This is a genomic window from Dietzia sp. JS16-p6b, from assembly GCF_003052165.1.
GTDB lineage: Bacteria > Actinomycetota > Actinomycetes > Mycobacteriales > Mycobacteriaceae > Dietzia.
Map to the genome: position 1 here is coordinate 937,042 of NZ_CP024869.1, position 23,949 is coordinate 960,990.

At 70.8% G+C, this 23,949-nt stretch carries 22 protein-coding genes, 1 pseudogene and 1 riboswitch; of the genes and pseudogenes, 11 read left to right on the forward strand and 12 right to left on the reverse strand.

The features are described from left to right. Positions 1-159: 159 nt before the first annotated feature. Together CT688_RS04240 and CT688_RS04245 are read left to right on the forward strand one after the other, a co-directional pair. The gene (locus CT688_RS04240) at positions 160-2,289 is read left to right on the forward strand and encodes an MMPL family transporter (protein ID WP_107755885.1); all 2,130 of its coding nucleotides are present in this window, start codon (positions 160-162) and stop codon (positions 2,287-2,289) included. A 9-nt stretch (positions 2,290-2,298) separates the two neighbouring features. Next, positions 2,299-3,657: an FAD-binding oxidoreductase gene (locus CT688_RS04245; RefSeq protein WP_107755886.1), complete on the forward strand. Its 1,359-nt coding sequence runs from the start codon at positions 2,299-2,301 to the stop codon at positions 3,655-3,657. On the opposite strand, the gene CT688_RS04250 is transcribed toward CT688_RS04245, so the two are convergent. From CT688_RS04250 to CT688_RS04270, 5 genes are read right to left on the reverse strand one after another with little or no spacing between them, the layout of a single operon-like run. Continuing rightward, positions 3,635-4,408: a metal-dependent transcriptional regulator gene (locus CT688_RS04250; protein ID WP_107755887.1), complete on the reverse strand. Its 774-nt coding sequence runs from the start codon at positions 4,406-4,408 to the stop codon at positions 3,635-3,637. The two genes, CT688_RS04245 and CT688_RS04250, sit on opposite strands and share 23 nt — an antisense overlap. Beyond that, entirely contained in the window at positions 4,405-5,274 is an 870-nt protein-coding gene (locus CT688_RS04255; protein WP_107755888.1) for a metal ABC transporter permease, read from the reverse strand. Before CT688_RS04255 ends, CT688_RS04250 begins: the two co-directional genes overlap by 4 nt. Next, the gene (locus CT688_RS04260; RefSeq protein ID WP_107755889.1) at positions 5,271-6,071 is read right to left on the reverse strand and encodes a metal ABC transporter ATP-binding protein; all 801 of its coding nucleotides are present in this window, start codon (positions 6,069-6,071) and stop codon (positions 5,271-5,273) included. The genes CT688_RS04255 and CT688_RS04260 overlap by 4 nt, the downstream gene beginning before the upstream one ends. Then, positions 6,068-7,075 (reverse strand): metal ABC transporter solute-binding protein, Zn/Mn family, encoded by a 1,008-nt coding sequence (locus CT688_RS04265; RefSeq protein WP_107755890.1) that lies wholly within the window; start codon positions 7,073-7,075, stop codon positions 6,068-6,070. Before CT688_RS04265 ends, CT688_RS04260 begins: the two co-directional genes overlap by 4 nt. A gap of 14 nt (positions 7,076-7,089) precedes the next feature. Further along, a complete protein-coding gene (locus tag CT688_RS04270) occupies positions 7,090-7,581 on the reverse strand; it encodes a tRNA (cytidine(34)-2'-O)-methyltransferase (protein ID WP_107757992.1) in 492 nt (163 codons plus the stop codon). A 60-nt stretch (positions 7,582-7,641) separates the two neighbouring features. On the opposite strand from CT688_RS04270, the gene CT688_RS04275 reads away from it, so the two are divergent. Both CT688_RS04275 and CT688_RS04280 read left to right on the forward strand, forming a co-directional pair. Then, positions 7,642-8,499, forward strand: a complete 858-nt coding sequence (locus CT688_RS04275) for a bifunctional methylenetetrahydrofolate dehydrogenase/methenyltetrahydrofolate cyclohydrolase (RefSeq protein ID WP_107755891.1) — start codon at positions 7,642-7,644, stop codon at positions 8,497-8,499. An 8-nt stretch (positions 8,500-8,507) separates the two neighbouring features. Beyond that, the gene (locus CT688_RS04280; protein ID WP_107755892.1) at positions 8,508-8,855 is read left to right on the forward strand and encodes a DUF3017 domain-containing protein; all 348 of its coding nucleotides are present in this window, start codon (positions 8,508-8,510) and stop codon (positions 8,853-8,855) included. A 20-nt stretch (positions 8,856-8,875) separates the two neighbouring features. On the opposite strand, the gene CT688_RS04285 is transcribed toward CT688_RS04280, so the two are convergent. The 3 genes and pseudogenes from CT688_RS04285 to CT688_RS04295 all read right to left on the reverse strand — a co-directional run bounded on the left by CT688_RS04285 (position 8,876) and on the right by CT688_RS04295 (position 11,824). Beyond that, positions 8,876-9,313: a hypothetical protein gene (locus CT688_RS04285; protein ID WP_107755893.1), complete on the reverse strand. Its 438-nt coding sequence runs from the start codon at positions 9,311-9,313 to the stop codon at positions 8,876-8,878. Continuing rightward, positions 9,310-10,478: pseudogene (locus CT688_RS04290) on the reverse strand (homoserine O-acetyltransferase). Before CT688_RS04290 ends, CT688_RS04285 begins: the two are co-directional and overlap by 4 nt. Positions 10,479-10,489: 11 nt before the next feature. Beyond that, entirely contained in the window at positions 10,490-11,824 is a 1,335-nt protein-coding gene (locus CT688_RS04295) for an O-acetylhomoserine aminocarboxypropyltransferase/cysteine synthase family protein (RefSeq protein ID WP_107755894.1), read from the reverse strand. Positions 11,825-11,876: 52 nt separating this feature from the next. Beyond that, a riboswitch (SAM riboswitch) is annotated at positions 11,877-11,992 on the reverse strand. A 200-nt stretch (positions 11,993-12,192) separates the two neighbouring features. Between CT688_RS04295 and CT688_RS04300 the strand changes: the two genes are divergently transcribed. The 6 genes from CT688_RS04300 to trpS all read left to right on the forward strand — a co-directional run bounded on the left by CT688_RS04300 (position 12,193) and on the right by trpS (position 18,961). Then, on the forward strand, positions 12,193-13,065 hold the full coding sequence (locus CT688_RS04300; RefSeq protein WP_107755895.1) for a bile acid:sodium symporter family protein: 873 nt from the start codon (positions 12,193-12,195) through the stop codon (positions 13,063-13,065). A 104-nt stretch (positions 13,066-13,169) separates the two neighbouring features. After that, positions 13,170-15,146, forward strand: a complete 1,977-nt coding sequence (locus CT688_RS18000) for a VWA domain-containing protein (RefSeq protein ID WP_156607110.1) — start codon at positions 13,170-13,172, stop codon at positions 15,144-15,146. 105 nt (positions 15,147-15,251) lie between these two features. Continuing rightward, entirely contained in the window at positions 15,252-16,424 is a 1,173-nt protein-coding gene (locus CT688_RS04310; protein WP_231750580.1) for an MFS transporter, read from the forward strand. Positions 16,425-16,434: 10 nt separating this feature from the next. Beyond that, positions 16,435-17,280, forward strand: a complete 846-nt coding sequence (locus tag CT688_RS04315; protein WP_107755896.1) for an exodeoxyribonuclease III — start codon at positions 16,435-16,437, stop codon at positions 17,278-17,280. Between the two features lie 77 nt (positions 17,281-17,357). Then, entirely contained in the window at positions 17,358-17,831 is a 474-nt protein-coding gene (locus CT688_RS04320; RefSeq protein ID WP_107755897.1) for a PPOX class F420-dependent oxidoreductase, read from the forward strand. Between the two features lie 47 nt (positions 17,832-17,878). Next, positions 17,879-18,961: a tryptophan--tRNA ligase gene (trpS, locus tag CT688_RS04325; protein WP_370446330.1), complete on the forward strand. Its 1,083-nt coding sequence runs from the start codon at positions 17,879-17,881 to the stop codon at positions 18,959-18,961. 334 nt (positions 18,962-19,295) lie between these two features. On the opposite strand, the gene CT688_RS04330 is transcribed toward trpS, so the two are convergent. From CT688_RS04330 to CT688_RS04345, 4 genes are all read right to left on the reverse strand, one after another. Further along, a complete protein-coding gene (locus tag CT688_RS04330; RefSeq protein ID WP_107755898.1) occupies positions 19,296-20,333 on the reverse strand; it encodes a ribonuclease HI family protein in 1,038 nt (345 codons plus the stop codon). A gap of 69 nt (positions 20,334-20,402) precedes the next feature. After that, a complete protein-coding gene (locus CT688_RS04335; protein WP_017836681.1) occupies positions 20,403-20,645 on the reverse strand; it encodes a hypothetical protein in 243 nt (80 codons plus the stop codon). 45 nt (positions 20,646-20,690) lie between these two features. Continuing rightward, positions 20,691-21,890 (reverse strand): acyl-CoA desaturase, encoded by a 1,200-nt coding sequence (locus tag CT688_RS04340; RefSeq protein WP_107755899.1) that lies wholly within the window; start codon positions 21,888-21,890, stop codon positions 20,691-20,693. Positions 21,891-21,965: 75 nt separating this feature from the next. Then, positions 21,966-23,087, reverse strand: a complete 1,122-nt coding sequence (locus tag CT688_RS04345) for a flavin reductase family protein (RefSeq protein ID WP_107757995.1) — start codon at positions 23,085-23,087, stop codon at positions 21,966-21,968. 251 nt (positions 23,088-23,338) lie between these two features. On the opposite strand from CT688_RS04345, the gene CT688_RS04350 reads away from it, so the two are divergent. Then, on the forward strand, positions 23,339-23,941 hold the full coding sequence (locus tag CT688_RS04350) for a TetR/AcrR family transcriptional regulator (RefSeq protein ID WP_107755900.1): 603 nt from the start codon (positions 23,339-23,341) through the stop codon (positions 23,939-23,941). Positions 23,942-23,949 lie beyond the last annotated feature (8 nt).

A 23,949-nucleotide genomic window follows, 5' to 3' on the forward strand; every position in this document is an offset into this window, starting at 1 on the left:
TCCTTCCTGTGGGATGTCCGGGTGGTTCGGCCCCCTGTCCGGACCGGATGGGTCAGGCGAGCGAATCCTCACCACCGGCCCACATCCCCGGGCGAGACCCTCCTCCCATCCGCCCCGGGATCAGGAACGAATGAGGGGCACGCCTGAGTGAGGAGCCCCATGAGTCACAGAGCCGAGTTGCGGATGACGCGGCGCGTCCGGCGCGGGCGGGCAGTCCTGGCCAGGGGGTGGCCGCTCGCCGCGGCGTTGATCCTGGCCGTCCTCGGGGCCCTGGCCGCCGCCGGAGTCGAGGAGGAGTTGACCCCCGGGGGGTTCCGCGCTGACTCCACACCGTCCGCCGTCGCCGAACGACGGCTCGACGCGGACGTGGGGGTCGGGACCCCCGGCCTCGTCGTCCTGGTCTCGGGCGCCGACCCGGCCGACGTGGCCCGGGAGAGCGAGGCGGTCGCGTCCTTCCTCGCCGGCGCCGGGGGAGTGGGTCGCGTGACGGTGTCGCCGGCGCCGGGGGACGGCCCCACGGTGGTGAACGCGGTGCTGTCCGGCGGTGACTCCGAGTCCCGGCGCACACTGGACGCGGTCCGCGAGGAGATCCCTCCGCCCGGCGAGGGCGTCGAGCGGCAGCTGACCGGCCGGGCCGAGGTGCTCCGTGAGGACGACCTGATCGCGCGGGAGGACCTGACCCGCGCCGAGCTCATCGCCGTCCCGGTCACCCTGGTCCTGCTCGTGCTGTTCTTCGGCTCCGTGGTGGCCGCCGCGGTCCCGGTCGCGATCGGGGTGCTCGCCATGCTCTCGACGTTCGTCATCCTGTCGGGGCTGGTCCACCTGATCGACGTCTCGGTGTTCGCGCTCAACCTCGTGATCGGTCTGGCACTGGGTCTCTCGATCGACTACAGCCTCCTGGTGGTGACCCGGTTCCGTGAGGAACTGGCCACCGGGGTCGACCCGCCGGAGGCCGTCGAGGGCACGATGCGCCGGTGCCGGAGGACCATCGTCATCTCGGCGGTGACGGTCGGCCTGTGTCTGGCCGCGCTCACGGCGGTGGACATGCCCTATCTGAGGTCCATGGCGTTGACCGGTGTCGCGGTCGTGGCGCTCGTCGCCATCCTCACGCTGGTGGTGCTGCCCCCGGTCCTGCGGGTTCTCGGCCGGCGGATCGACGCGTGGTCCGTGAGACGGGTGGACCCGACCCGGCCCGGTCGCTCGGTCACGGCGATGCTGGGGGTCTCGCGGCGCCACCCGGTGGCGGTGGCGCTGGGGGTGTCGGTGCTCCTGTTGATCCTGCTGACGCCGGCGTTCGGCCTCCGGCTGGGCACGCTCGATGACAGGGTCCTGCCACAGGACGCGCAGTCCAGGGTGGCGGCCGAGCGGTTGCGCGACGAGCGACCCGACCTCGGATCCGATCCGCTGGTGATCCTCGCGGACGGCGTGGATCCCGGGGTGTTGGCGGAGCGGGTGTCGCGTATCGACGGCGTCACGGCGACGCGGGGACCGGACGAGACCCTGTCCGACGGGCTCGCGGTGGGTCCCGGCGACCCCGACCTGAGGCGGGGCTCCGTTGCCGCGGTGGAGGTGGTGACGGCCCCGGGTCTGACCCAGCCGGAGCAACAGGACCTCGCCGAACGGGTCCGGGAGGTCGTGGCCCCCGCACCGGTGGCGGGAACCTACTCCGACGACGTCGACACCCGGAAGGCGATCAGCGAGCGGGCGGTCCCGGTCGCCCTCCTCGTCATGGCGGTGGTGCTGCCCCTGGTGTTCCTGCTCACCGGCGGAGTGCTGGTGACCCTCAAGACGCTGGTCATGGCGGCGCTGAGTCTCACCGCGAGCTTCGGTGTGATGGTGTTGGTCTTCCAGGAGGGCTACCTGGCCGATCTGGTGGGCGTGACGGCCACGGGGGTGGTGGACAGCTCCTCACCGCTGTTGATGGCGTGCCTGGCCTTCGGACTGTCGATGGACTACCAGTTGTTCCTGCTCTCGCGGGTCCGCGAGGAGTACGACCGCCACGGCGACACCACCCGGGCCGTGGTCGACGGGGTGTCCCGCACCGCCCCCGTCGTGGGGGCGGCGGCGGTTCTGGTGGCGGTGGTGTTCCTCGCCATCGGTACATCGGGTATCAGCGTGGTCCGGCTTCTCGGCCTCGGTCTGGCACTCGCGGTGCTGGTGGACGCGTTCGTCATCAGGCTGTTGCTCGTCCCGAGCGCGATGCTGCTGCTGGGCGACGCCAACTGGTGGGCGCCGCGGCCCCTGCGAGCTGTCTTCGACCGCCTGCGGATCCGGGAGGCCACGCCGTAGGTTCGGGTCATGATCCTGGACGACCTCCGTGCCCGCCTCCACACCGCCTCCGTCCTCACCGACGCGGACGTGCTGGAGGGATACCGCCAGGACTGGGCCAAGGCTCCGGACCCCGGGATGCCGTTGGCCGTGGTTCGTGCACGGTCGACCGAGGATGTCCAGGAGGTCATGCGCTGGGCGGGGACCCACGGGGTGCCGGTGGTCCCGCGGGGTGCCGGTTCGGGGCTCTCCGGGGGAGCGACGGCGGTGGAGGGCGGGATCGTGCTGTCCACCGAGCTCATGCGGGACATCGACGTCGACCCGGTGACCCGGACCGCGACCGTCCAGCCGGGTCTTCTCAACATCGAGGTCAAACGGGCCATCGCCGCGCACGGCCTCTGGTATCCCCCCGATCCTTCGTCGTACGAGATCTGTTCGATCGGCGGCAACATCGCCACCAACGCCGGTGGCCTGTGCTGCGTGAAGTACGGCGTGACCACCGACTACGTTCTCGGTCTGACGGTGGTGCTGGCCGACGGCACCGCGGTGCGTCTGGGTGGTGCGCGCCTCAAGGACACCGCCGGGTTGAGCCTGACCAAGCTCTTCGTGGGCAGTGAGGGCACGCTGGGGATCGTCACCGAGATCATCGTGCGGCTCATCCCCGAGCAACCACCGCGCTCCACGGTGGTGGGGATCTTCCCCGACGTGGTGGCGTGCAGCGACGCGGTCCTGGCCATCACGCGCCGGATCCGCCCGGCGATGCTGGAGTTCATGGACACCGTCTCGATCCGGGCCGTGGAGGCGGACCTGAGGATGGGGCTGGACACCTCGGCGGGCGCGATGTTGCTGGCCCAGTCCGACCTCACCGGACCCGACCGCGCGGTCGAGACCGAGTTCATGGCCGAGGCGTTCCGCACGCACGGCGCGACGGAGGTGTTCGCGACCGACGACCCCGAGGAGGGTGAGCAGTTCACGGTCGCGCGTCGGGCCGCGTTCACCAGCCTGGGCAAGACCGGGACTCTGTTGCTGGAGGACGTCGGGGTGCCGCTGCCCGCGCTGCCGGAGCTGGTCGCCGGGATCGAGGCGATCTCCGCTCGGCGGGACGTGCCGATCGCGCTGGTCGCTCACGCCGGCGACGGCAACACCCATCCGATCATCGTGCTGACCGACGACGACCCGGACCGCGCTCACCGGGCCCAGGCGGCGTTCGGCGAGGTGATGGATCTGGCGATCGGGATGGGAGGGACGATCACCGGCGAACACGGCGTGGGACGACTCAAGGCGCCGTGGCTGCCCGCCCAGCTGGGCGAGGACGCGATGGAGTTGAACCGCCGCATCAAGACCGCGCTGGACCCGCAGGGGCTCCTCAACCCCGGGACGATGTTCTGACGTCGTCGCCGGCGGTGTCGTCGGCGCTGTCCTCGCCGGACGGGACCCGGACCCGGACCGCCGCCGCGACCGGCGTGCCCACCGGGATCGCCCGGCCGTGCAGAGCCACGGTGATGATCCCCAGCTCGATCTGGCGGGAGACCACCTCAACCGGCGAGTCGGGACGCAGACCGATCTCGGCTAGGTGCCGGAGCACGGAATTGTCCCGGTCGGACACCCGGGTGACGACGCCCGCGCCGCCCTCCGGCACCCGGTCCAGGGGGATGTCGGTGAGGTGGACCAGCCGCCCGTCACGGGTGGGGATGGGGTCGCCGTGGGGGTCGCGGCGCGGGTGGTCCAGAAAGCCGTCCAGGGCGTCGACGAACCGGTCGGACACCACGTGCTCGAGGGCGTCGGCCTCGGCATGGACCTCATCCCAGGGGTAGTCCAGGCACCGGGCCAGGAAGGTCTCGAGGATCCGGTGACGACGGACCATCGCCACTGCGAACGACCTCCCGGCGTCGGTGAGCTCCACGGGCGCGTAGGGACGGTGCCGCGCCAAACCCATCGCGGCGAGTTTGCGGACGCCCTCGGTGACGGAGGAGGGGGAGGCCCCGAGTCGATCCGCGAGCGCGCCCGGGGTGACGGACTGGCCTGCGGCCTCCAGGTGGTGGGCGGCCATGAGGTAGGCCTGGACGGTGGGGGTGAGATCGCCGAGGCCGCCGGGTGTAGTCGCGCTGGGGGCCTCGTCTCGGGGCCGGTCGCCGGTCATGCCGTCATCATCCCCGATCGTCGGGCCCGGGCGCCCGCCGCGGCCCGCGGGATCACGCCGCGCCGGGGCGCGAACAACTGGGCCGCGGTGAAGATGGCGGCCTGCGCGAGTACCACCACCGGCCCCGGGGGGAGGTCGGCGTAGTACCCGGCGTACAGCCCGGTGAGGCCGCCGGCCAGGGCGACGACGACGGCGAGGATCATCGTCCCCCGCATGGTGTCGGCGAGCAGCTGGGCCGTCGCGCCGGGGATGATGAGCGTGGCCACCACGAGGATCACGCCCACCGACTGGACTCCCGCCACGGTGGCCGTGGCGAGGGTGGCCAGCAGGAGCCCGGTCAGCGCCCGCGTCCTGAGGCCCAGTGTGTGCGCGTGCAGCCGGTCGAAGGCCACCATGATCAGATCCCGGCGGAAGGCCAGCAACACGATCACCGTGAACGCGGAGACGGCCAGCACCTGCACCAGGACGGGGTCCGGAACGCCGAGCACACTGCCGAACAGGATGGAGTGCAGGTCCTGCCCGCTCGGGAAGCGCGCGATGAGGACCAGGCCGAGCGAGAACAGGGCGGTGAAGACGATGCCCATGGCGGCGTCCTCCCGAACCGTCCCGCTCTCGCGGACCCCGCCGATCAGCGCCACCGCGACCAACGCCGCGACGAGCGCGCCGACGGCGAACGGGATGCCGGTCAGGGCGGCGATCACCACTCCGGGCAGGACGGCGTGGGAGACGGCGTCGCCCATCAGTGACCACCCCATGTGGACGAGCCAGCAGCTGAGCAGTGCGCCGGCCACTCCGGAGGCGGCCACCACGAGCAGGGCACGGCGCATGAACTCGTACCCCATGGGTTCGACGAGCAGATCGATCATCCCGGTGCCCCCTCGGTCGCCGGTGCCCGGTCGTCGACGGCGGGTGGTCGCGCACCGAGCAGGGTGGACAGGATCTGTGGGGTGGTGGTCTCGGCGACGGGCCCGTGCGCCACCAGTCCACCGTTGAGCAGGGCGACCGAGTCCGCGAGCCTCTCGACCGTGGCCAGGTGGTGTGTGGAGACCACCGCGGTCCTCCCCGAGGCGGTGAGGTCGCGCAGCACGTCGATGTAGACCTCCTCGCTGCCGGCGTCCATCCCGTTGAACGGCTCGTCGAGGAGCAGTAGCTCGGCCTCCTGCGCCAGGCATCGGGCCAGCAGAACCCGTCGGCGTTGTCCCCCCGACAGCTCCCCGATTCTCCGCCCGGCGATCGGGGACAGGCCGACCCTGGCCAGTGCCTGCTCCACCGCCAGCCGATCGGCGGAGGACGGGCGACGCCACGGACCGGTGAAGCGTCGACGGCCCTGCATGACCACCTCGCCGGCGGTGACCGGGAAGCGATCGTCGACGCCGTCCGACTGGGGTACCGCCGCCACCCGGCCGGTGCGCAGCGCCCGGCCCACCGGGGAGCCGAGAACACGCACCGATCCACCGGTCGGGGTGACCAGACCGAGCATCGCCTGGAGCAGGGTGGACTTGCCGGACCCGTTGGGCCCGAGCAGCACGGTGATCTCCCCGGTGGGCACGGACAGGGAGACCGAGTCGAGTGCGCGGATCTGACCCCGGTCGACGGTGAGGTCGGTGACGACCACGGCGGGCGGGCCGGTGTGCGACGAGAAGGGCAGTGGTCGGTCGGTCATGACGTCAGCTCCCGGGTGATGATCTCGAGGTCGTGGTCGAGCAGGTCCAGATACGTGGGCACCGGGCCGCTGGGGGCGGACAGCGAGTCGACGTACAGGACTCCGGCGACCCTGCTGCCCGTCTCCTGCGCCACCTGCTCCATCGCGGCGTCGGAGACCGTCGACTCGCAGAAGAGCGCGGGGATCTCCCGGGCACGCACCTCGTCGATCAGAGAGGTGACCTGCCGCGGAAGCCCCTGCGATTCGCTGTTGACCGGCCACAGGTAGAGCTCCTCCAGCCCGAGGTCGCGCGCCAGGTAGGAGAATGCGCCCTCGCACGTGGCCAGGACGCGTCGTTCCTCCGGCACCGCCGCCACGGCCGCCCGTGCGCGGGTGGCCATGTCCTCGAGGTCCGCCACGTAGTCCCCGGCGCGGGCGAGGTACTCCTCGGTACCGTCCGGGTCGACCTCGGCCAGTGCGTCGGCGATCGTGAGGACGTAGCCGATGCCCTCGTGGGGTGACATCCACGCGTGGGGATTGGGGCGACCGGTGTAGTTGCCCGAGCGTACGGGCATGGGGTCGACCCTCTCGGAGCCGACCACGTGTCGGGCATCGGTCCCGTCGAGGAATCGCAGCAGCCAGTCGTCCATGCCGAGGCCGTTGCTCACCACCAGGTCGGCGCCCTCGACCCGCTTGAGGTCGTCGACCGACGGTTCGTACTGGTGCACGTCGGCCCCGGGGGTGGTGACCGACTCCACCCGGACACGATCGCCCCCGACCCGGCGCGTCATGTCCGCGAGGATCGTGAAGGTCGTGGCCACCACGACGCGATCCCCGGACTCCTGATGGGCGAACCGGGGGCGGTCGTGCACATCGGCCGCGCCCGTGAACCCGGTCGTGCACGCCGCGGTCATGACCACCGCCGCGAGGGCGGGCAGGGAGGCGAGGACGACGGTCCTCGGTTGCCCGGGCCGTCGGCGACCTCCCGGACGATTGCGGTCACCGACCGGACGAGATTTCGGCATGCCGAAATAATAAGTCAATCAGGCGGAATTCCCATATCGCCTGCGTATCCCTGCTGCCTCCAGGCTTCGTACACCGCCACGGCGGCCGCGTTCGACAGGTTCATCGACCGACGTCCCGCGATCATGGGGATGCGCACCGTGGCCGTCACCCTCTGGTCCGCCAGCACGTCCTGGGCCAGTCCGGTGGGCTCGGGTCCGAACAGCAGGACGTCGCCGGGGGAGAAGCGGACCTCCGGCAGCGAGAGGTCGGCTCGCACGGTGAACGCCCACACCCTCGCCGGGAGCAGACGGGCGTACGCGGCGTCGAGGTCGGCGTGGACCTCCACGTGCGCCAGGTCGTGGTAGTCGAGCCCGGCCCGCCGCAACCGTGGCTCGGTGAGGTCGAAACCCAACGGCCCGGCCAGATGGAGTTCGCAGCCCGCGCCCGCGGCCAACCGGATCGCGTTACCGGTGTTGGGCGGGATGCGGGGTCGGTCGAACAACACACGTACGCCGGCTCCGGTCATGGCCACCATTCTCGCAGTGCGCTGGCGACGTGACCGCTCCGCAGTGGGATACTGGCACCCGTGACCGCTACGAAGTTGGACGGAAAGCTGACCCGCGACGAGATCGTCGCCGACCTCTCGACCCGCGTCGCCGCGTTGCGGGACAAGGGCATCACCCCGGGGCTGGGAACGGTCCTCGTCGGCGACGACCCGGGCAGCCACTCGTACGTCAAGATGAAGCACCGTGACTGCGAACAGGTCGGGATCGCCTCCATCCGCCGTGACCTACCAGCGGACACCGGTCAGGCCGAGCTCGAGGCCGTGATCGACGAACTCAACGCCGATCCGGCGTGCACCGGGTACATCGTCCAGCTCCCGCTGCCCGCTCACCTCGACGAGAACGCGATCCTCGAGCGCATCGACCCGGCCAAGGACGCCGACGGGTTGCACCCGGTCAACCTCGGCAAGCTGGTGCTCAACGCGCCGGCCCCGCTCCCGTGCACCCCCAACGGCGCCATCCACCTCCTCCGCCGTTTCGGTGTCGAACTCGACGGGGCACACGTGGTGGTGATCGGCCGCGGGGTCACCGTGGGACGCCCGATCGGGCTGATGCTCACCCGTCGTAGCGAGAACTCGACCGTCACCCTGTGCCACACCGGCACTCGCGACCTCGCCGCCGAGACGCGGCGTGCCGATGTGATCGTGGCCGCCGCCGGAGTGGCCCACATCCTCACCCCGGACATGGTCAAGCCCGGCGCGGCGATCCTCGACGTGGGGGTGTCCCGACTCGACGGGAAGCTCGCCGGTGACGTGCACCCGGACGTGTGGGACGTCGCGGGCGCGGTCTCCCCGAACCCGGGAGGGGTCGGTCCGCTCACGCGGGCGTTCCTGCTGTCCAACGTGGTCGAGCGCTGCGAGCGGCTCGCCACGGGTGCCTAGGGGCCCACATGACCCATCCCGCCCCGGACCGGCCCCGGCAGACCGACGCCCGGCCCCGCCGCACCCGTCCCGCGCGGCTTCGCTGGTCGCAGATCCGGGCCCAGTGGCCGCTCGCACTGGTCCTGGTCGGGATCGTTGTGTCGTTGGGGTTCGTGATGTTCGAGCGGTGGCGCCGCGGGGCGTTCCTGCTGGGGATCATGGCCCTGGCCGCCGCGGTACTGCGGGCGGTGGTGCCTGACGAGCGCGCGCGACTCCTCGGTGTGCGGGGCAAGGGTTTCGATGTGGCCTTCTACCTGGCGGTCGGCGTGGTCGTGCTGTGGCTCGCCACATCGATCGACTCGCTCGGGACGGGCTGAGTCGACCTCCTCCGCCGGGCCTAGTTCAGTCGCAGTGGCACGCCGTCGCGGACGTGGTCGCGCACCCCGTTCGACGCGAGCAGCAGGCCCATCGCCACCAGTGCACACAGGGACAGAACGCTGCCCAGCACCGAGATGAACGTGACGCTGTCTAATACCATCCGCGCCAGCGTGCTCACGGCCAACAGTGTCACGGCCACCCCGATGACGGCCCGGGCAGCGCGGTGGGCGCGCCACAGCATCACCGCGCCGGTGATCAGCAGCACGCTCAACACCAGTGACGACGCCGCGGTCAGCGCCATCGGGCCGTACTCGGCCGTGTCGTAGCCGCCTCTCGCGGTCGCGGTGATTCCCAACAGGGTGGCGAAGCCGATGGCCCCCCCGATGATGCCGAGACCCACGGCCAGGCCGGTCAGCCCGAGGGCGGCGGACCGGTTCGGACGGTCACGGTCGGTCATGCGGGTCCTCGCGATCTGTCGGGCGTCCCGTGGGCGGCGAGTTCCATGGTCCTGGCGAGCATGGGCCCCACCACGTCGGATTCGGTGAGGAACCCGTCGTGACCGGCGGGGCTGTCGATCACCACCAGAGGATCGGCCCCGGGCAACAGCGCGGCCAGTTCCTCCTGCTGCCGCAGGGGGTAGAGACGATCGGTGGTCACCCCACCGATGACGCACGGGACAGGGCAGGAGCGCAGTGCCCGCTCGACCCCCCGCGGCCCAGGCCCACGTCGTGACGGTTGAGCGCATCGGTGAGCAGCACGTAGCTGCAGGCGTCGAAGCGGGAGACGAGCTTCCCGGCCTGGTGGTCGAGATAGGACTGCACGGCGAACCGCCCCGACATCGACAGGTCCTCGCCACGGGGGTCCTCGCCGGGCTGCGGTCGGTTGGCGAACCGCTCGTCCAGTTCCACCTCGCCCCGGTAGGACAGGTGCGCGATACGTCTCGCGATACCGAGACCGGTGACAGGAGTGCGGCCGGTGCCGTGATACCCGCCCTGCTGCCAGTGCGGATCGGAGGTCACGGCCATGATCTGCGCGGTCTGCACACCGATCTGATCGGCGGAGGCGCGCGCACCCACCGCCAGGACGCAGCCGGCCCCGACGCGGTCAGGGTGTCCGACCATCCACTCGAGCGCCCTCGCCCCGCCCATGGAGCCGCCGACCACCGCGGCCCAGCGGTCGATACCCAGCAGATCGGCCAGGGCGCGCTCGGACTCGACCATGTCGCGGACGGACACGGCGGGGAAGCGGGCACCCCAGTAGTGGCCGTCGGGGTGGAGCGAACTGGGGCCCGTCGAACCGCGACACCCACCGAGCACGTTGACGGACAGGACGCAGTAGCGATCGGTGTCCAGGGGCAACCCGGGGCCGACCAGACCGTTCCACCACCCGGGCGTCGGGTGCAGCGAGTCCACGGAGCCGATGACGTGCGAGTCCCCGGTCAGCGCGTGTTCGACCAGGACGACGTTGGATCGATCGTCCGCGATCCGGCCCCACCGCTGCACCGCGAGGGAGACCCCCGGGAGGACGACACCCGTGGACAGCGTCAGGTCGCCGATGGCGACACGGCCGAGGGTGCCGTCACCCGGGGGCAGCAGGGTGAGCGGATCGGTGGGGCGGATCATCCGGGCAGGGGTCAGGACAGCGCGGCGAAACCGAGCTCGAGGTCGCCGATGATGTCGTCGACGGCCTCGATGCCCACCGAGAGGCGGATGGTCGCCGTGGTGACCCCGGCGATCGCGTTGGCCTCGGGCGTGCCCTGGGAATGGGTGGTCGTGGCCGGGTGGCACACCAGCGACCGGACGTCGCCGATGTTGACCAGGCACGAATGCAGCTTGAGGGCGTCGATGAACGTCCACGCCCGGGCCTTGACGTCCTCCTCCGACGCGCCCTGCGGCACCGCGAGGTCGAAGGTGACGATGGCGCCCGCCCCCTTGGGGGACAGCTTCTGCTGGAGGGCGTTGTAGGGCGAGGAGGCCAGACCGGCGTACTGCACCTTCGCCACGTCCTCGCGCGACTCGAGCCACTCGGCCACCCGCTGGGCGTTGGACACGTGGCGCTCGATCCGTAGGCTCAGGGTATCGATGCCCTGGATGAGGGTCCACGCGTTGAACGGCGAGGCCGCGGCGCCGGTGTCGCGCAGGAGCGTCACCCGGGCCTTGAGAGCGAGTGCCGGCGCACCGAGGTCCGCGTAGACCAGACCGTGGTACGCGGGATCCGGCGTGGTGAAGGACGGGAACACGTCCTGCCCGTCGCGCTGCACGCGCCAGTCGAACGTACCGCCGTCGACGAGGATGCCGCCGAGGGAGGCGCCGTGGCCACCGAGGTACTTGGTGGCCGAGGACACGACCACGTCCGCCCCCAACTCCAGCGGCCGGATCAGGTAGGGGGTGGCCACGGTGTTGTCGATCACGAGCGGCACCTGGTTGCGGTGCGCGACCTCGGCGATCGCCGGGATGTCGAGGATGTCGTTGAGCGGATTGGAGATCGACTCCCCGTAGAACAGCTTGGTGTCGGGCCGGACGGCGGCCTCCCACGAGGCGGGGTCGTCGGGGTTCTCGACGAAGGTGGTCTCGATGCCGTACTTGGGGAGTGTGTGCCGCAGCAGCGTGTCGGTACCGCCGTAGAGGCGGGGGGAGGCGACCACGTGGCCGCCCGACTGGGCGATGGCCTGGATCACCGCGGTCTCGGCGGCCTGGCCGGAGGCGAAGAGCAGACCGGCGACACCGCCCTCGAGGGACGCGAGGCGATCCTCCACGGCGGCGACCGTGGGGTTGGTGATCCTGGTGTAGATCGGGCCCATCTCGGCGAGCGCGAACCGGTCCGCGGCCTGCTTGGCGTCCGCGAAGACGTACGAGGTGGTCTGGTAGATCGGCAGATTGCGGGCACCGGTGTCCGAATCGACCGGCTGCCCGGCGTGGACCTGGCGGGTCTCGAAGGCCCAGTCGGGATTGCTGTTGTCGTACGTCATAGGGGCGGAGCCCCTCCTCTCGTCAGAAGGGTCCGGCCGCGTCACGACAGCGGACCCGCGCTTGCCTGTCACCCGGGTGGGTGGTGGCCAGGTCGTCTCCCGGGGCACCCCACCGCGGTGGAGGGTTGCCGCCCAGCGAGCCGGGGCTTGTCGCTGGAACTCATGACCTGGGGAGAGGTTAGCCTAAGCCGCTCGGCGGCGGCAACGCGGGGTAAAGGCCCGAGCTGGCCGCCCGTCAGTCACCCCGATCCCGAGTCCGGGCGGAACCCCCGGAAGGTCGGCGTCCGACCGGTTACGGTGATCGGACAGTGGTCCATCTCACCCGATGGCCGTCACCCGTTGACGCGCGAGCACCCGAGGAGTCCCACGTGGACCAGAGTCCCCTGATCGACATAGGCCTGCCCATCGCACTGGCGATCATCATGGTCGGCATCGGGCTCAGCCTGACCAAGGAGGACTTCGCGGTCCAGGCGAGGTCGCCGTGGGCGACGATCGTCGGGTTGTTCGGCCAACTGGTCCTGGTTCCGCTGACCGGCGTGGCCGTGGCGCTGGCGTTCGGGCTCTCCCCGATGTTGGCCCTCGGTCTGGTCCTGGTGGCGGCGACGCCCGGAGGCGCGACGTCGAACCTCATCACCTATCTCGCCCGGGGCAACGTCGCGCTGTCGGTCATCCTCACCGCCCTGACCTCAGTGGCCGTGATCCTCACGCTGCCCATGTGGTTCGGGATCGGCGCGCGGCTCATCCCCGGAGCCGCGGACGAAGAGGTCACCGTCCCGCTTGGTCAGACCTTCGGCCTGCTGCTGGGCGTCATCCTCATCCCCGTCCTTCTCGGAATGATCCTCCGCGCGCGCAAGCCCGCCCTGGCGGGCCGCATCGAACGCTTCGTCGGCATCGTCGGACTCGTCGTGCTGGTACTGCTCATCGTGGGCATCGTGCTCGGCGAGAGGGACCGGATCGTGGACCTCATCGTGGCCGTGGGGCCCGCGGTGGTCGTCCTCAACTTGGCATTGATCGTGATCGGTGGCCTACTCGCGTGGATCTGCCGCCTGCGCCGGGCCGAGCAGATCGCGATCGCGGTCGAGTTCGGCATCAAGAACACCACCCTGACCCTGCTCATCGCCTTCACCGTGATCGGCGACGAGGAGGTCGGGCTGGCGGCCGCCGTCTACAGCATCGTCATGTACCTCACCGCGTTCCTCGTGGTCTACGGCGGCCGGCGGCTCATGCGCACCGCCGCGTAGAACACATCGCGGTCCCGGCGGGGGCGCTCAGTCGATTCGGGGCCGGCGCCCGGATCGCGGAAGTAGGGTGGCGCAGGCGACGCCACCGCAGCTGAGGAGCCTTCGTGTCAGTGCCGCCCCGCCCTCCGACCACATCGACCGGACGGGGCCTGACGGCGGTGATCGCGGTCCTCTGCCTGTGTGCGCTGATCGCCGGCGCGGGCCTCGTCAGCGCGCCCCGGGTGCTCGGCCAGCAGTCGCCCGCGGATCCCTCTCCCGCCGGCGGTGCTCCCGGTGACGGCAGTGTCGCGATCGTCATGGACGCCTCGAGTTCCATGCTCGAGGCCGATGTGGGCGGCACCCGGTTGGCGGCCGCCCAGTCCGCCGCCCGCGAACTCGTGGAGTCACTACCCGAGGGTGCGCGTGTGGGAATGCTGGCGTACGGGAGCGAGGAGTCCGACGCACCGGACAACCGGGACGCCGCCTGTCGCGACGTCGTCACGCTCGCCCCCGTTCACCCTGTCGACAAGGCGGTCCTGACCGATCGGATCGACGGACTCACGGCGCGCGGATACACCCCGATCGGCAACGCCCTGCTCGCCGCGGCAGAAGAGCTCGGCGACGAGGGTGAGCGGTCCATCGTCCTGGTCTCGGACGGGCTCGACACCTGCGCGCCGCCGGACCCGTGCGAGGTCGCGGGTGACCTCGCCGGAGCGGGCGTCGACATGACCGTGCACACGGTGGGGTTCCTCGTCGACGACGCGGCGCGAGCCCAACTCGAGTGCATCGCGGGGGCCACGGGCGGTCGCTTCACCGAGGCCTCCGACGCGGCCTCGTTGTCCGGACGACTGCAGTTCCTGACGCGCCGGGGTATCGAGGGATACCAGACCCGCGGGACCCCCTTCGAGATGGGCCGGACCCTGCGTGACGCGCCGATGCTGGGGGAGGGGCTCTATCGCTCCGAGCTCACCGGGGCCGCGGTGAGCGGTGGTCGAGGGCCCGCCGGCCACCTGGGCGTCGAGATACCCGACGGGCACATCGCGCACGTGGCGGCGACCCTCATCCCGCCCGTCGACCCCGATCCCACCAGTGGAGTCACGGCCGCGGGCCTGCGGATCGAGGCCGAGCACGTCTCGGAGGAGTGCCGGGTGACCGGTTCGGACACGAGTTACGAGGTCGGCGGTGGGTGGAAGTCGCCGGGAGCGACACATCTCGTCATCCCCTCCGCGGAGAATGATCCCGCGTGCGGTCCGGACGGATACCGCGTGATCGCGCAGCGCACCGGGGTGTCGGCCTCCGAACTCGAGGTCGAGGTGCTGGTCCAGTTCGAGCCCGTGCCCTCCGACGACGAGCTCACCGGATATCCGGCGGTGCGGTCCGTGCCGGCGGACGCACCGACCCCCGACTTCGGTGAGGCCGTCCCGGTGGCCGGTGGCACCAGCTTCAACGGTGCGGACGCGGTCGGGCCGGGCACCTACTCCGACGCCCTGGTGCCCGGGGAGACCCGCTTCTACCGGGTCCCGGTGGAGTGGGGTGAACGGCTGGCGCTCGGCCTGCGCGTCCCCGGGTCCGTCCGCGGTGCGCTGGACCACATCCAACTGGAGGTGGCCAACCCGTTCCGGGTGAAGCCCTCCAACGCGGTCCGCACCACCTTCGAGGACGGGCCGGAGGAGGTGTTCCTGCTCGACACGGCCCCGGTGCAGTACCGCAATCGTGACGGCGACCGGGAGATGAGCGTCCAGTCGCAGGCGGGCGAGCACTACGTCATGGTGTCGCTCAACGACGGGTCGACCTCGCTGCCGCGGGGGATCGAGCAGCCCTTCGAGCTCGCGGTCGCGATCGACGGCGAGCCGGCCCCGGGGCCGGACTGGCGGCCGGTGTTCGAGGACGGTCCCGAACCGGGTCCGGGCGGTGTGGCCCCCACCGCATCCGACCAGGACCCGACGGCGGTCGACGACCAGCCCATCGCGGCGGCGGACGAGGGGGCCGACGATGGCACGGGCTGGGCGTGGATGGCCGGTGGCCTGCTCGTCGTCGCGCTCGCGATCGTCGTGGCGGTCGCACTGGTGAGGGGACGGAGGGGTGGTGGGGCTGGTCGATGAGGGGGCCTGCTCGCGCGGCATGCGTAGCCTGCACGGGTGACCGAGGCCCACCCCGCCCCCTCCAGCACCCCGCCCGATCCGGGCGGAGGCGTCTCCGCACGCCGCGTGTCGTTCGCGATCCTCGCCCTCGCCCTCGGTGGGTTCGGCATCGGCGTCACCGAGTTCGCGGCGATGGGTCTGCTCAGGTCGATCGCGGACGACTTCGGGCTCACCGAACCCCAGGCCGGGCACGTGATCACCGCGTACGCGCTCGGTGTGGTCGTGGGCGCACCGCTGCTGACCGTGTGGACCTCCCGGTGGCGCCGCCGCACCCTGCTCCTGGTGCTCATGGGGTTGTTCACGGTGGGCAACACCGCCGCCGCCTTCGCCCCCTCCGCGGAGGTCCTGGTGGCCGCACGCTTTCTGGCCGGCATCCCGCACGGGGCCTACTTCGGCGTGGCCTCGCTGGTGGCGGCCTCGCTCGCGGGCCCGGGCAAGCAGGCGAGGGCGGTGTCGCTGGTCCTGCTGGGGCTGTCGGTGGCGACGGTGATCGGTGTTCCCGCGGCCACCGGACTGGGCGAGGCCGCGGGGTGGCAGGCGGCCTTCCTCGCGGTCGGGGTGATCGGCGCACTGACCGTGGCGGCGATCTTCGTCGTCGTCCCCGAACCGCGGGGCGCGGTGGCGGTCAGGGCGCGCGAGGAACTGGCCGCCCTGGCCCGCCCACAGATTCTGGCGACCCTCGCCGTGGGCGGGGTCGGTTTCGGCGGCATGTTCGCGGTCTACACCTACATCCAGTGGACGATGGTCGACGTCGCCGGTATCGACCGAGCGTGGATGCCGGCGGTCCTGGCCGTCTACGGTCTCGGCATGGTGGCAGGCAACCTCGTGGGCGGTGTGGTCGCGGACCGGGATCTCGACCGCGGGTTGGTGGTGATCGCCACGGCCATGACCGCGGTCCTCGCCCTGTTCGCGGTGGCCGCCCATCATCCGGTCACGGCGCTGGTGGGTCTGTTCCTCGTGGGTGCGACGGGCTCCGCACTCGTGCCCGGACTGCAGGCCCGGCTGATGAAGTACGCGGGCCGGGGACAGACGCTGGCGGCCGCACTCAACCACTCGGCGCTCAACGCCGCCAACGCGTCGGGGGCGTGGCTCGGGGGAGTGGTGATCGCGCTGGGCTTCGGCTACACCTCGCCCGCCCTCGCCGGAGCAACCCTCGCGGCGGCCGGACTGGGGATACTCGTGGGCGCGGTCGCGCTGGACCGCCGATCGGGGCGGGACGAGGTCACGACGGGTCGGTAGCCTGATCGGCGTGAGCCTCACCATCAGCACCGTCAACGTCAACGGGATCCGTGCCGCCGTCAAGCAGCGGTCGGAGACCAACCTCGGATTCCTGCCCTGGCTGGAGGGCAGCGGCGCCGACGTGGTCGCGCTCCAGGAGGTCCGCGCCGATGAGGACCAGACCCGCAAGGCCCTGGCCCCGGCCCTCGACGCCGGGTGGCATCTGGTCGGCTCGGCCTCCTCGCTCAAGGGCCGGGCCGGCGTGGCGCTGCTGTCCCGTCACGAGCCCGCCGAGGTGCGCATCGGTCACGGCGACCCGGAGTTCGACGAGTCCGGTCGCTACATCGAGGCCGTGTACCCCGGCGCCGTCGACGGGGAGACGGTCACCGTGGCCAGCCTCTATCTGCCCTCGGGGTCGGCCGACACCCCCAAGCAGGACGAGAAGGACCGCTTCATGGCGAGCTTCCGGGAGCATCTGGCCGAGAGCGCGGAGGTCGTCGGCGCCCGGGACGGTCACGAGATGATCGTCTGCGGTGACTGGAACATCGCCCATCGCGAGGCGGATCTGAAGAACCACAAGGGCAACCACAAGAGCTCCGGCTTCCTGCCCCACGAGCGCGAGTGGATGTCCGAGCTGTTCGCCGACGGCAGCGGGTGGACGGACATCGTCCGCCATCGCCGCCCCGACGAGATCGGCCCGTACTCCTGGTGGAGCCAACGGGGCAAGGCCTTCGACAACGACGCGGGCTGGCGCATCGACTACCACGTGGTGACCGACGGGCTGGTCGAGCGCGCCGTGGCCGACCGGGTGGATCGCGCGAGCGCCTACGACAGGCGGTGGTCCGACCACGCGCCGGTGACCGTCGTCTACGAGTGACGACGACGACGGTGACGATGGCGGGCCGGCCCTCGGTCGCGGATGCTGCTGATCGGGCGGCCCCGTAGCCTCGGCTCATGCCGAAGTACGCCACCGCAGACCGCCCTGACCGGGCCGGGCTCGACGAGTTCCTCCGCCCCCGGCACCGCGCCGTCCTCATCACCCATAGGTCCTCCGGCGGGCTGCAGTCCTCGCCCGTGACCTGCGGCGTCGACTCCGAGGGCAGACTCGTCGTGGCCACCTACCCGCAGCGGGCGAAGGTGGGCAACATCCGCCGCGACCCGGCCGTGAGCGTGTGCGTTTTGTCCGACGGGTTCGACGGCCCGTACGTCCACCTCGACGGCACCGCGGAGATCGTGGACCTGCCCGAGGCCGTCGAGCCGCTGGTCGAGTACTTCCGCAGCGTCGCCGGCGAGCACGACGACTGGGACGAGTACCGCGCGGCCATGGTGCGGCAGGGCAAATGCCTCATCCGGGTGACGATCGACGACTGGGGGCCTGTCGCCACGGGCGGGTTCCCCCCGCCGGAGTCGGACCAGCACACGGGCTGATGAGGGTGTGACGGGGCGCCGGGGTCTTCCGTGGGAAGATGGATGCCATGTCTGAGCAGTCCTCGACCGTGTCTCCCGCGCCCACGACAGGGCCGTCCGAGACGGGAGTCCCCGCGAAGCGCCAGCGCGTCCTGTCCGGCATCCAGCCGACCGCCGATTCGTACCACCTCGGCAACTACCTGGGTGCCGTGCGGCAGTGGGTCGAGCTCCAGGACGAGTACGACGCCTACTACTTCATCCCGGACCTGCACGCGATCACGGTCAGGCAGGACCCCAAGGAGCTGCGGGAGCGGGTCTATCGCGGGTGCGCGCAGTTGCTCGCCCTGGGGGTGGATCCCGCCCGCTCGGTGTTGTTCGTGCAGTCGCATGTTCCCGAACACGCCGAGCTGGCCTGGGTCCTGGGGTGCATCACCGGGTACGGCGAGGCCGCGCGGATGACACAGTTCAAGGACAAGTCGTCCAGACACGGCACGGACGGGACGACCGTGGGGTTGTTCACCTACCCGGTGCTCATGGCCGCCGACATCCTGCTCTACCGCCCGCACCTGGTCCCGGTGGGGGAGGACCAGCGGCAGCACCTCGAGCTGACCCGCGACCTGGCGATGAGGTTCAACTCCCGCTTCAAGAAGACCTTCGTGGTTCCCGAGGGCAAGATCCTCGAGGGCTCGGCCAAGATCTACGATCTGCAGGACCCCACGGCCAAGATGAGCAAGTCGGGGGAGAACCCCAAGGGGATCGTCAACCTTCTCGACGACCCCAAGGTCTCCGCCAAGCGCATCCGCAGCGCGGTGACCGACTCCGACGGCGACATCCGATTCGACCGTGAGATGAAGCCGGGCGTCTCCAACCTCCTGACCATCCAGTCGGCGTTCACGGGGCGGACGGTGGCCGAGCTCGTGGCGGACTACCAGACCTCGGGGGCGGGGTACGGTGCGCTCAAGACCGACACCGCCGACGCGCTCGAGTCATTCGTCACCCCGCTGCGCGGTCGGTTCGACGAGTACATGTCGGACAGGGCTCAACTCGAGCAGATCCTCGCAGACGGCGCGGACCGGGCGAGAGCCGTCGCGGGCCCGGTGCTCTCGCAGGTGTATCAGACGGTCGGTTTCACGGCCCCGCGCCGCGGGTGAACCGCCGACCATCTACTCCAGCTTAGTGAAGATACTTCTATACAGATGTAGCTTTACGACAACGAAACGCGTGTTCACAGGCCTGAGCGTCCTCGGAAACACCTCGGTTACTTTACAACTTTAGAGTCGCTGTCAGCTCGACGGGGAGAGGATCCCGCCGGGCAACACATCACCTGTAGGGAGTCGAATCATGGGTCTAGTCGCCGGTTTGATCGGAATCGTGGGGGATCTGCTCCACCTGCTGCTGGGTGGCCTGTAGGCCGCAAGCCCACGCTCGACTGGCGGCGCCCCTCTCCAGACGTGGAGAGGGGCGCCGTTGCGTGTGCGGAAGCGCTCAGGACTCGGCGGTCCCCTGCTGAAAGGCTTGCCGCCAGGAGTCCTGTGAGCGGACCCACACCGAGCTGCGCAGGATCGAGCTCCCACCCATATGCTCCCGCCACACGAGCAGGACCGTGTCCGAGGTCAGCTCCCGCGCCTCGATGATCTCCATCGTCCGTTCTGCGGAGGTCTGATCGGGTGATCCGGAGGCGGCGAGCCTGTCCTCGCGTGACCACACCTCTCCGCGGGCGCACACGTGTCTCCACGAGGGGTCCAGGAGCGTCTCGAGTCGGCGTCGATCGGCTCGGACGGCATCGCTGAGTAGAGACTGCTCGAGCTCGACCACGAGGTCGACGGCCGACTCGCCGGATGCGGCATGCGGGGTCGTCGACGACGGTGCACGCGGTGCGGACGGAGACTCGGTAGGCGCCGGATCCGCGAGGCTGAACAGGTCCGGCTCGGAGTCCGCGCTACCCGTCGCTTCGCTGGGCGGGGCGGTGGCGGCGCGCGCGGCCGCCGCGGTCCCGGTCCGCGTGCCCCCGTCGACCGCGGGGGGCACGGCCGGGTCGTCACCCGCGCCGACCGACCGGGCTCCCGGGAATCCGGGGCCGGCTCCGGGCACCCGCCGCGCCGCGTAGGCCTTGGCAGCGCCGTTGGCCAGTATGTCCGCCTTCTCGTTGAGCTCGTGCCCGGCGTGTCCCTTGACCCACTCGAAGGTGACCTCGCGGCCGGCCATGGCCTCGTCGAGCGCCTTCATGACCTGGACGTTGAGAACCGGCTTCCCGTCGGCCTTCTTCCACCCCTTGCGCTTCCACCCGGCCATCCACTTGGTCACCGAGTTGATGACGTACTGCGAGTCGCACAGGATGTGGAGCGGCTCGGGGGAGTGCGCGGTCTGGCGGAGGAGGTCCAGGACGGCGGTGAGTTCACCCTGGTTGTTCGTGCCCCTGGCCCATCCGCCGCGGCGCCATCGGGACTCGTCGATGTACCAGGCCCATCCGGCAGGGCCGGGGTTTCCGAGAGCGGAGCCGTCCGCGGCGGCGATGATCGTCACGTCACGCGATCCTGCCACCGTGGCCGGTGGGGGAGTCCACCGGCCACGGTCATCGGGTCACCTGGGGACTCATCCCTGCAGTTCGCCGTCCTCGATGCCGTCCAGATCGATCATCGGTGACCGCCTGCGCTCATCGAGTCGCGCGGCACGGGCGGCCTCCCGCATCTCGATCCCGTCGGTGACGAAGTCGCCGATCTCCTTGGCGATGGATCCCACCGCGTCGGTGATGATGACGGCGATCCGGCCGACGAGTGACGCCCCCGCCTGGACACCTGCCTGGACCTGGTCCTTGTTGCGCTCGAAGTCGCCCATCGGAGTCGCTCCCTTCGTCAGTGGTGTCCACGAAGCTACCCCGGCTCAGGCCGCCGGTGTCACCTTCCGACGCTCGATGAGCACGGCCGGCGTGTCCGCCGGGGTGGGCGGAAGTGGCAGGGCCAGCCGGAACATCTTGACCCACACGTTCGTCACCTGCTTCCACAGCGGGCCGGTCGTGTACGGGAGTCCGTGCTCCTCGCAGATCGCCCGCACCTCCTCGGCGATCTCGGGGTAGCGGTGGGCGGGCAGGTCGGGGAAGAGGTGGTGCTCGATCTGGTGCGAGAGGTTCCCGGTGGCCAGGTGCATGAACGGACTGCCCGAGATGTTGGCCGACCCGAGCATCTGCCGCACGTACCACTCGCCGCGCGTCTCCTCGGCGGTCTCCTCCTGGGTGAACACCTGGGCGCCGGACGGGAAGTGGCCGCAGAAGATCACCGAGAACGCCCAGACGTTGCGGACGAGGTTGGCGGTCAGGTTGCCGGCGAAGGTGAGCGGGAACAGCGGCCCGGTGAGCGCGGGGTGGACGATGTAGTCCTTGGCGACCTGTCCGCGGACCTTGCCCCACCAGCCGGCGAGCAGGCCCTTGACGTCCGACCACTTGCGCTTGCCCTTGAGGACGTTGTCGTACTCGAGGTCGTGGAGCATGACGCCCCACTCGAACAACATCATGAGTGCGAACGCGTAGGCGGGGTTACCGAGGCGCAGGGGGGTCCACTTCTGCTCGTACTCCATGCGCAGGATCCCGTACCCGATGTCCCGGTCCAGATCCAGGATGTTGGTGTGGGTGTGATGCATGTAGTTGTGCGAGTGGCGCCACTGGTCGGACGGGCACACGTTGTCCCACTCGAAGCTGGACGAGTGGAGCATGTCGTCACGCATCCAGTCGTACTGGCCGTGCATGACGTTGTGGCCGATTTCCATGTTGTCGAGGATCTTGGAGGCGCTCAGCGCGGCCACCCCCGCGAGCCACGCGGGCGGCAGGAAGCCCAGGAACATGAGCCCACGACCGGTGAGTTCGAGTCGACGCTGCATGCGGACGACACGAAGGATGTAGTCGCGGTCGGCGGTCCCGAGGTCGGCCGCCACGCGGTCGCGGATGGCGTCGAGTTCCCGTCCGATGATCTCCACCGACTCGGCGGACAGGACGATCGGCTCGGGGCCGGCGGGGGTGGTCGCTGCGGACTTCGACTTGGTGGACGTCGACTTGGTGGAGCGGAAGCTGGGGATCTGCAGGAGGGTCATGATGGGATTCCTTCCGGGTGTTCCGGTGGGTCGTGCGGGTACGTCGGTCCGGGAGCGTGACGGTGACCGGGGCGGTCAGAGTTCGATCTCGACGTCGCCCACGGGCGCGGAGACGCAGATCTGGACCAGGCAGCCGGGTTCGGTGTCGATCTCTCCGGTCCTCAGGTCGCGGGTGGCGCCGGAGACGCGGACGGCGGTGCAGGTGTGGCAGATGCCCCTCCTGCACCCGTGCTTCGGGGACAGACCCGCGGCCTCCGCGCCCTCCAGCAGGGTGGTGCCGGGGTTGTGAGCCGACACCCCGCTCCTGACATGGGTGACGGTGCCACCGTCGCCGTCGGGAACGGGGCCGGTGGAGGCGGTGAACCGCTCACGCAGGACGTCCGCGTAGCGATCGGGGCCGAGGGTCTCCGCGAGGCCGTCGGCGAGGCCGTCGGGTCCACAGAGGAAGATGGTGGCGTCGGAGTGCCACGGCGCCACGTCGTCGAGGTGGTCCGACGTGAGGTGGCCGACCAGGCCTCCCGACACCGGGTCCGAGGGCGCTGACGGGTCGGAGTCTGCGGTCGCGACCACCCGGACCTCGACCCCGGCGCGCGAGAGCTCACGAATCCGGTCACGGAACGGGACGTCCTCGGCCCGGCGCGCGTAGTGCAGCCAGGCCACCCGGCCGGTGGCGCCGGCGCCGCAGTGGCCCTCCCCGACGAGCGTCGAGGCGATGGAGAGCATCGGGGTGATGCCGCTGCCGCCGCTGACGAGCACCACGTCGGCCGGGCGCGTCTCCGGCAGGGTGACCTCCCCGACGGGATCGCCGAGGAGAAGCCGCATCCCGGGTGCGGCCTCGGACCACAGATACTCCGAGACCACGCCTCCCGGATGCCGTCGGACGGCGATCGTCGCGAGGCCGTCGGACCGGGTGGCGGGATCGACCGGGGAGTAGTGGCGGCGCTGGACGACGCCGTCGACCACCACGCCGACCTCGAGAGCGGCTCCGGGGGCGGGCCTTTCGACCCCCGCCGGGAGACGCAGCGTGATGACGGTGACGTCGGCGACGGGCCGGTCGACGGCGACGACCGTCGCGCCGGTCGGGTCGTCAGCCCAGTTCACTCCGAGTGATCGGACGTAGTGCTCCACCGGGTGCGGAGTGAGCAGGGTGCGGGTGATCCCGCGGGAGAAGAGTCTGCTGATGGTCGGGGCGGTCATGGGGACCTCCGGAGAGTAGCGGTCGGTGTGGTCGTGCGCCGTCGGACGCGGCCTACCGCCGTCCGGTGCGGCCCCGAACTCGAAGCCGTGGTCGCACCACGGGGGCGTATCCATCCGGTTCGACCACCGGACGAATTTGAGTGTACAGACGTTCTCTGAAATGAGAAGAGGGCTCCTGGTGTCTACTGGGTCACAGTGCGTCGGGGGTCCCCGACGTGCCTGTTCGCCCCTCAGCCGATACGATCACGGGCGTGACGACACCGGGTTCACGCGCGGAGCAGAAGCGGCACACGCGTGCACTGATCGTGGCCGCGGGCCGCAACGCAGTGGCCACGCGGGGCTTCTCCGGCCTCGGCGTCCGCGAGATCGCACGAGAGGCGGGCATCGTCCCCACCGCGTTCTACCGGCATTTCGAGTCGGTGGACGCCCTGGCCACCGAGATCGCTGCCGGGGCCGCCGAGGCGTTGGGTGGTCTGGTCGACGCCCTGGTGGCCGAACCCGCATCCGATCCCGCGGTGGACTGGCCCGAGCGGGCCTCGGCCCTGGCGGTCCGCGAGCCGCAGAACTGGTCGGTGCTCGCCCGCGGGCTCGTCGACACCACCCACGCCGACCACCGGGTTCTCTCGGCGGCCGTCGACGCCGCGCGCCGACGGGTGGGGATCGCGCTGGGTCGGCTCGAGACGCTGTCGGGCGCGGACGGGAACGCGGTCGACGTCGCGGCCGACCTCGTCGTCGTCGTCCTGCTGCGACTCGTCGTGGAGGTGGCGGTGGGACACGACGCCCGCGCGGCCGCCGACGAGTGCACCGGCCGCCTGCGGATCATCCTCGCAGGAGCCGGCACGGTGTCCGGGTGATCGGTGTC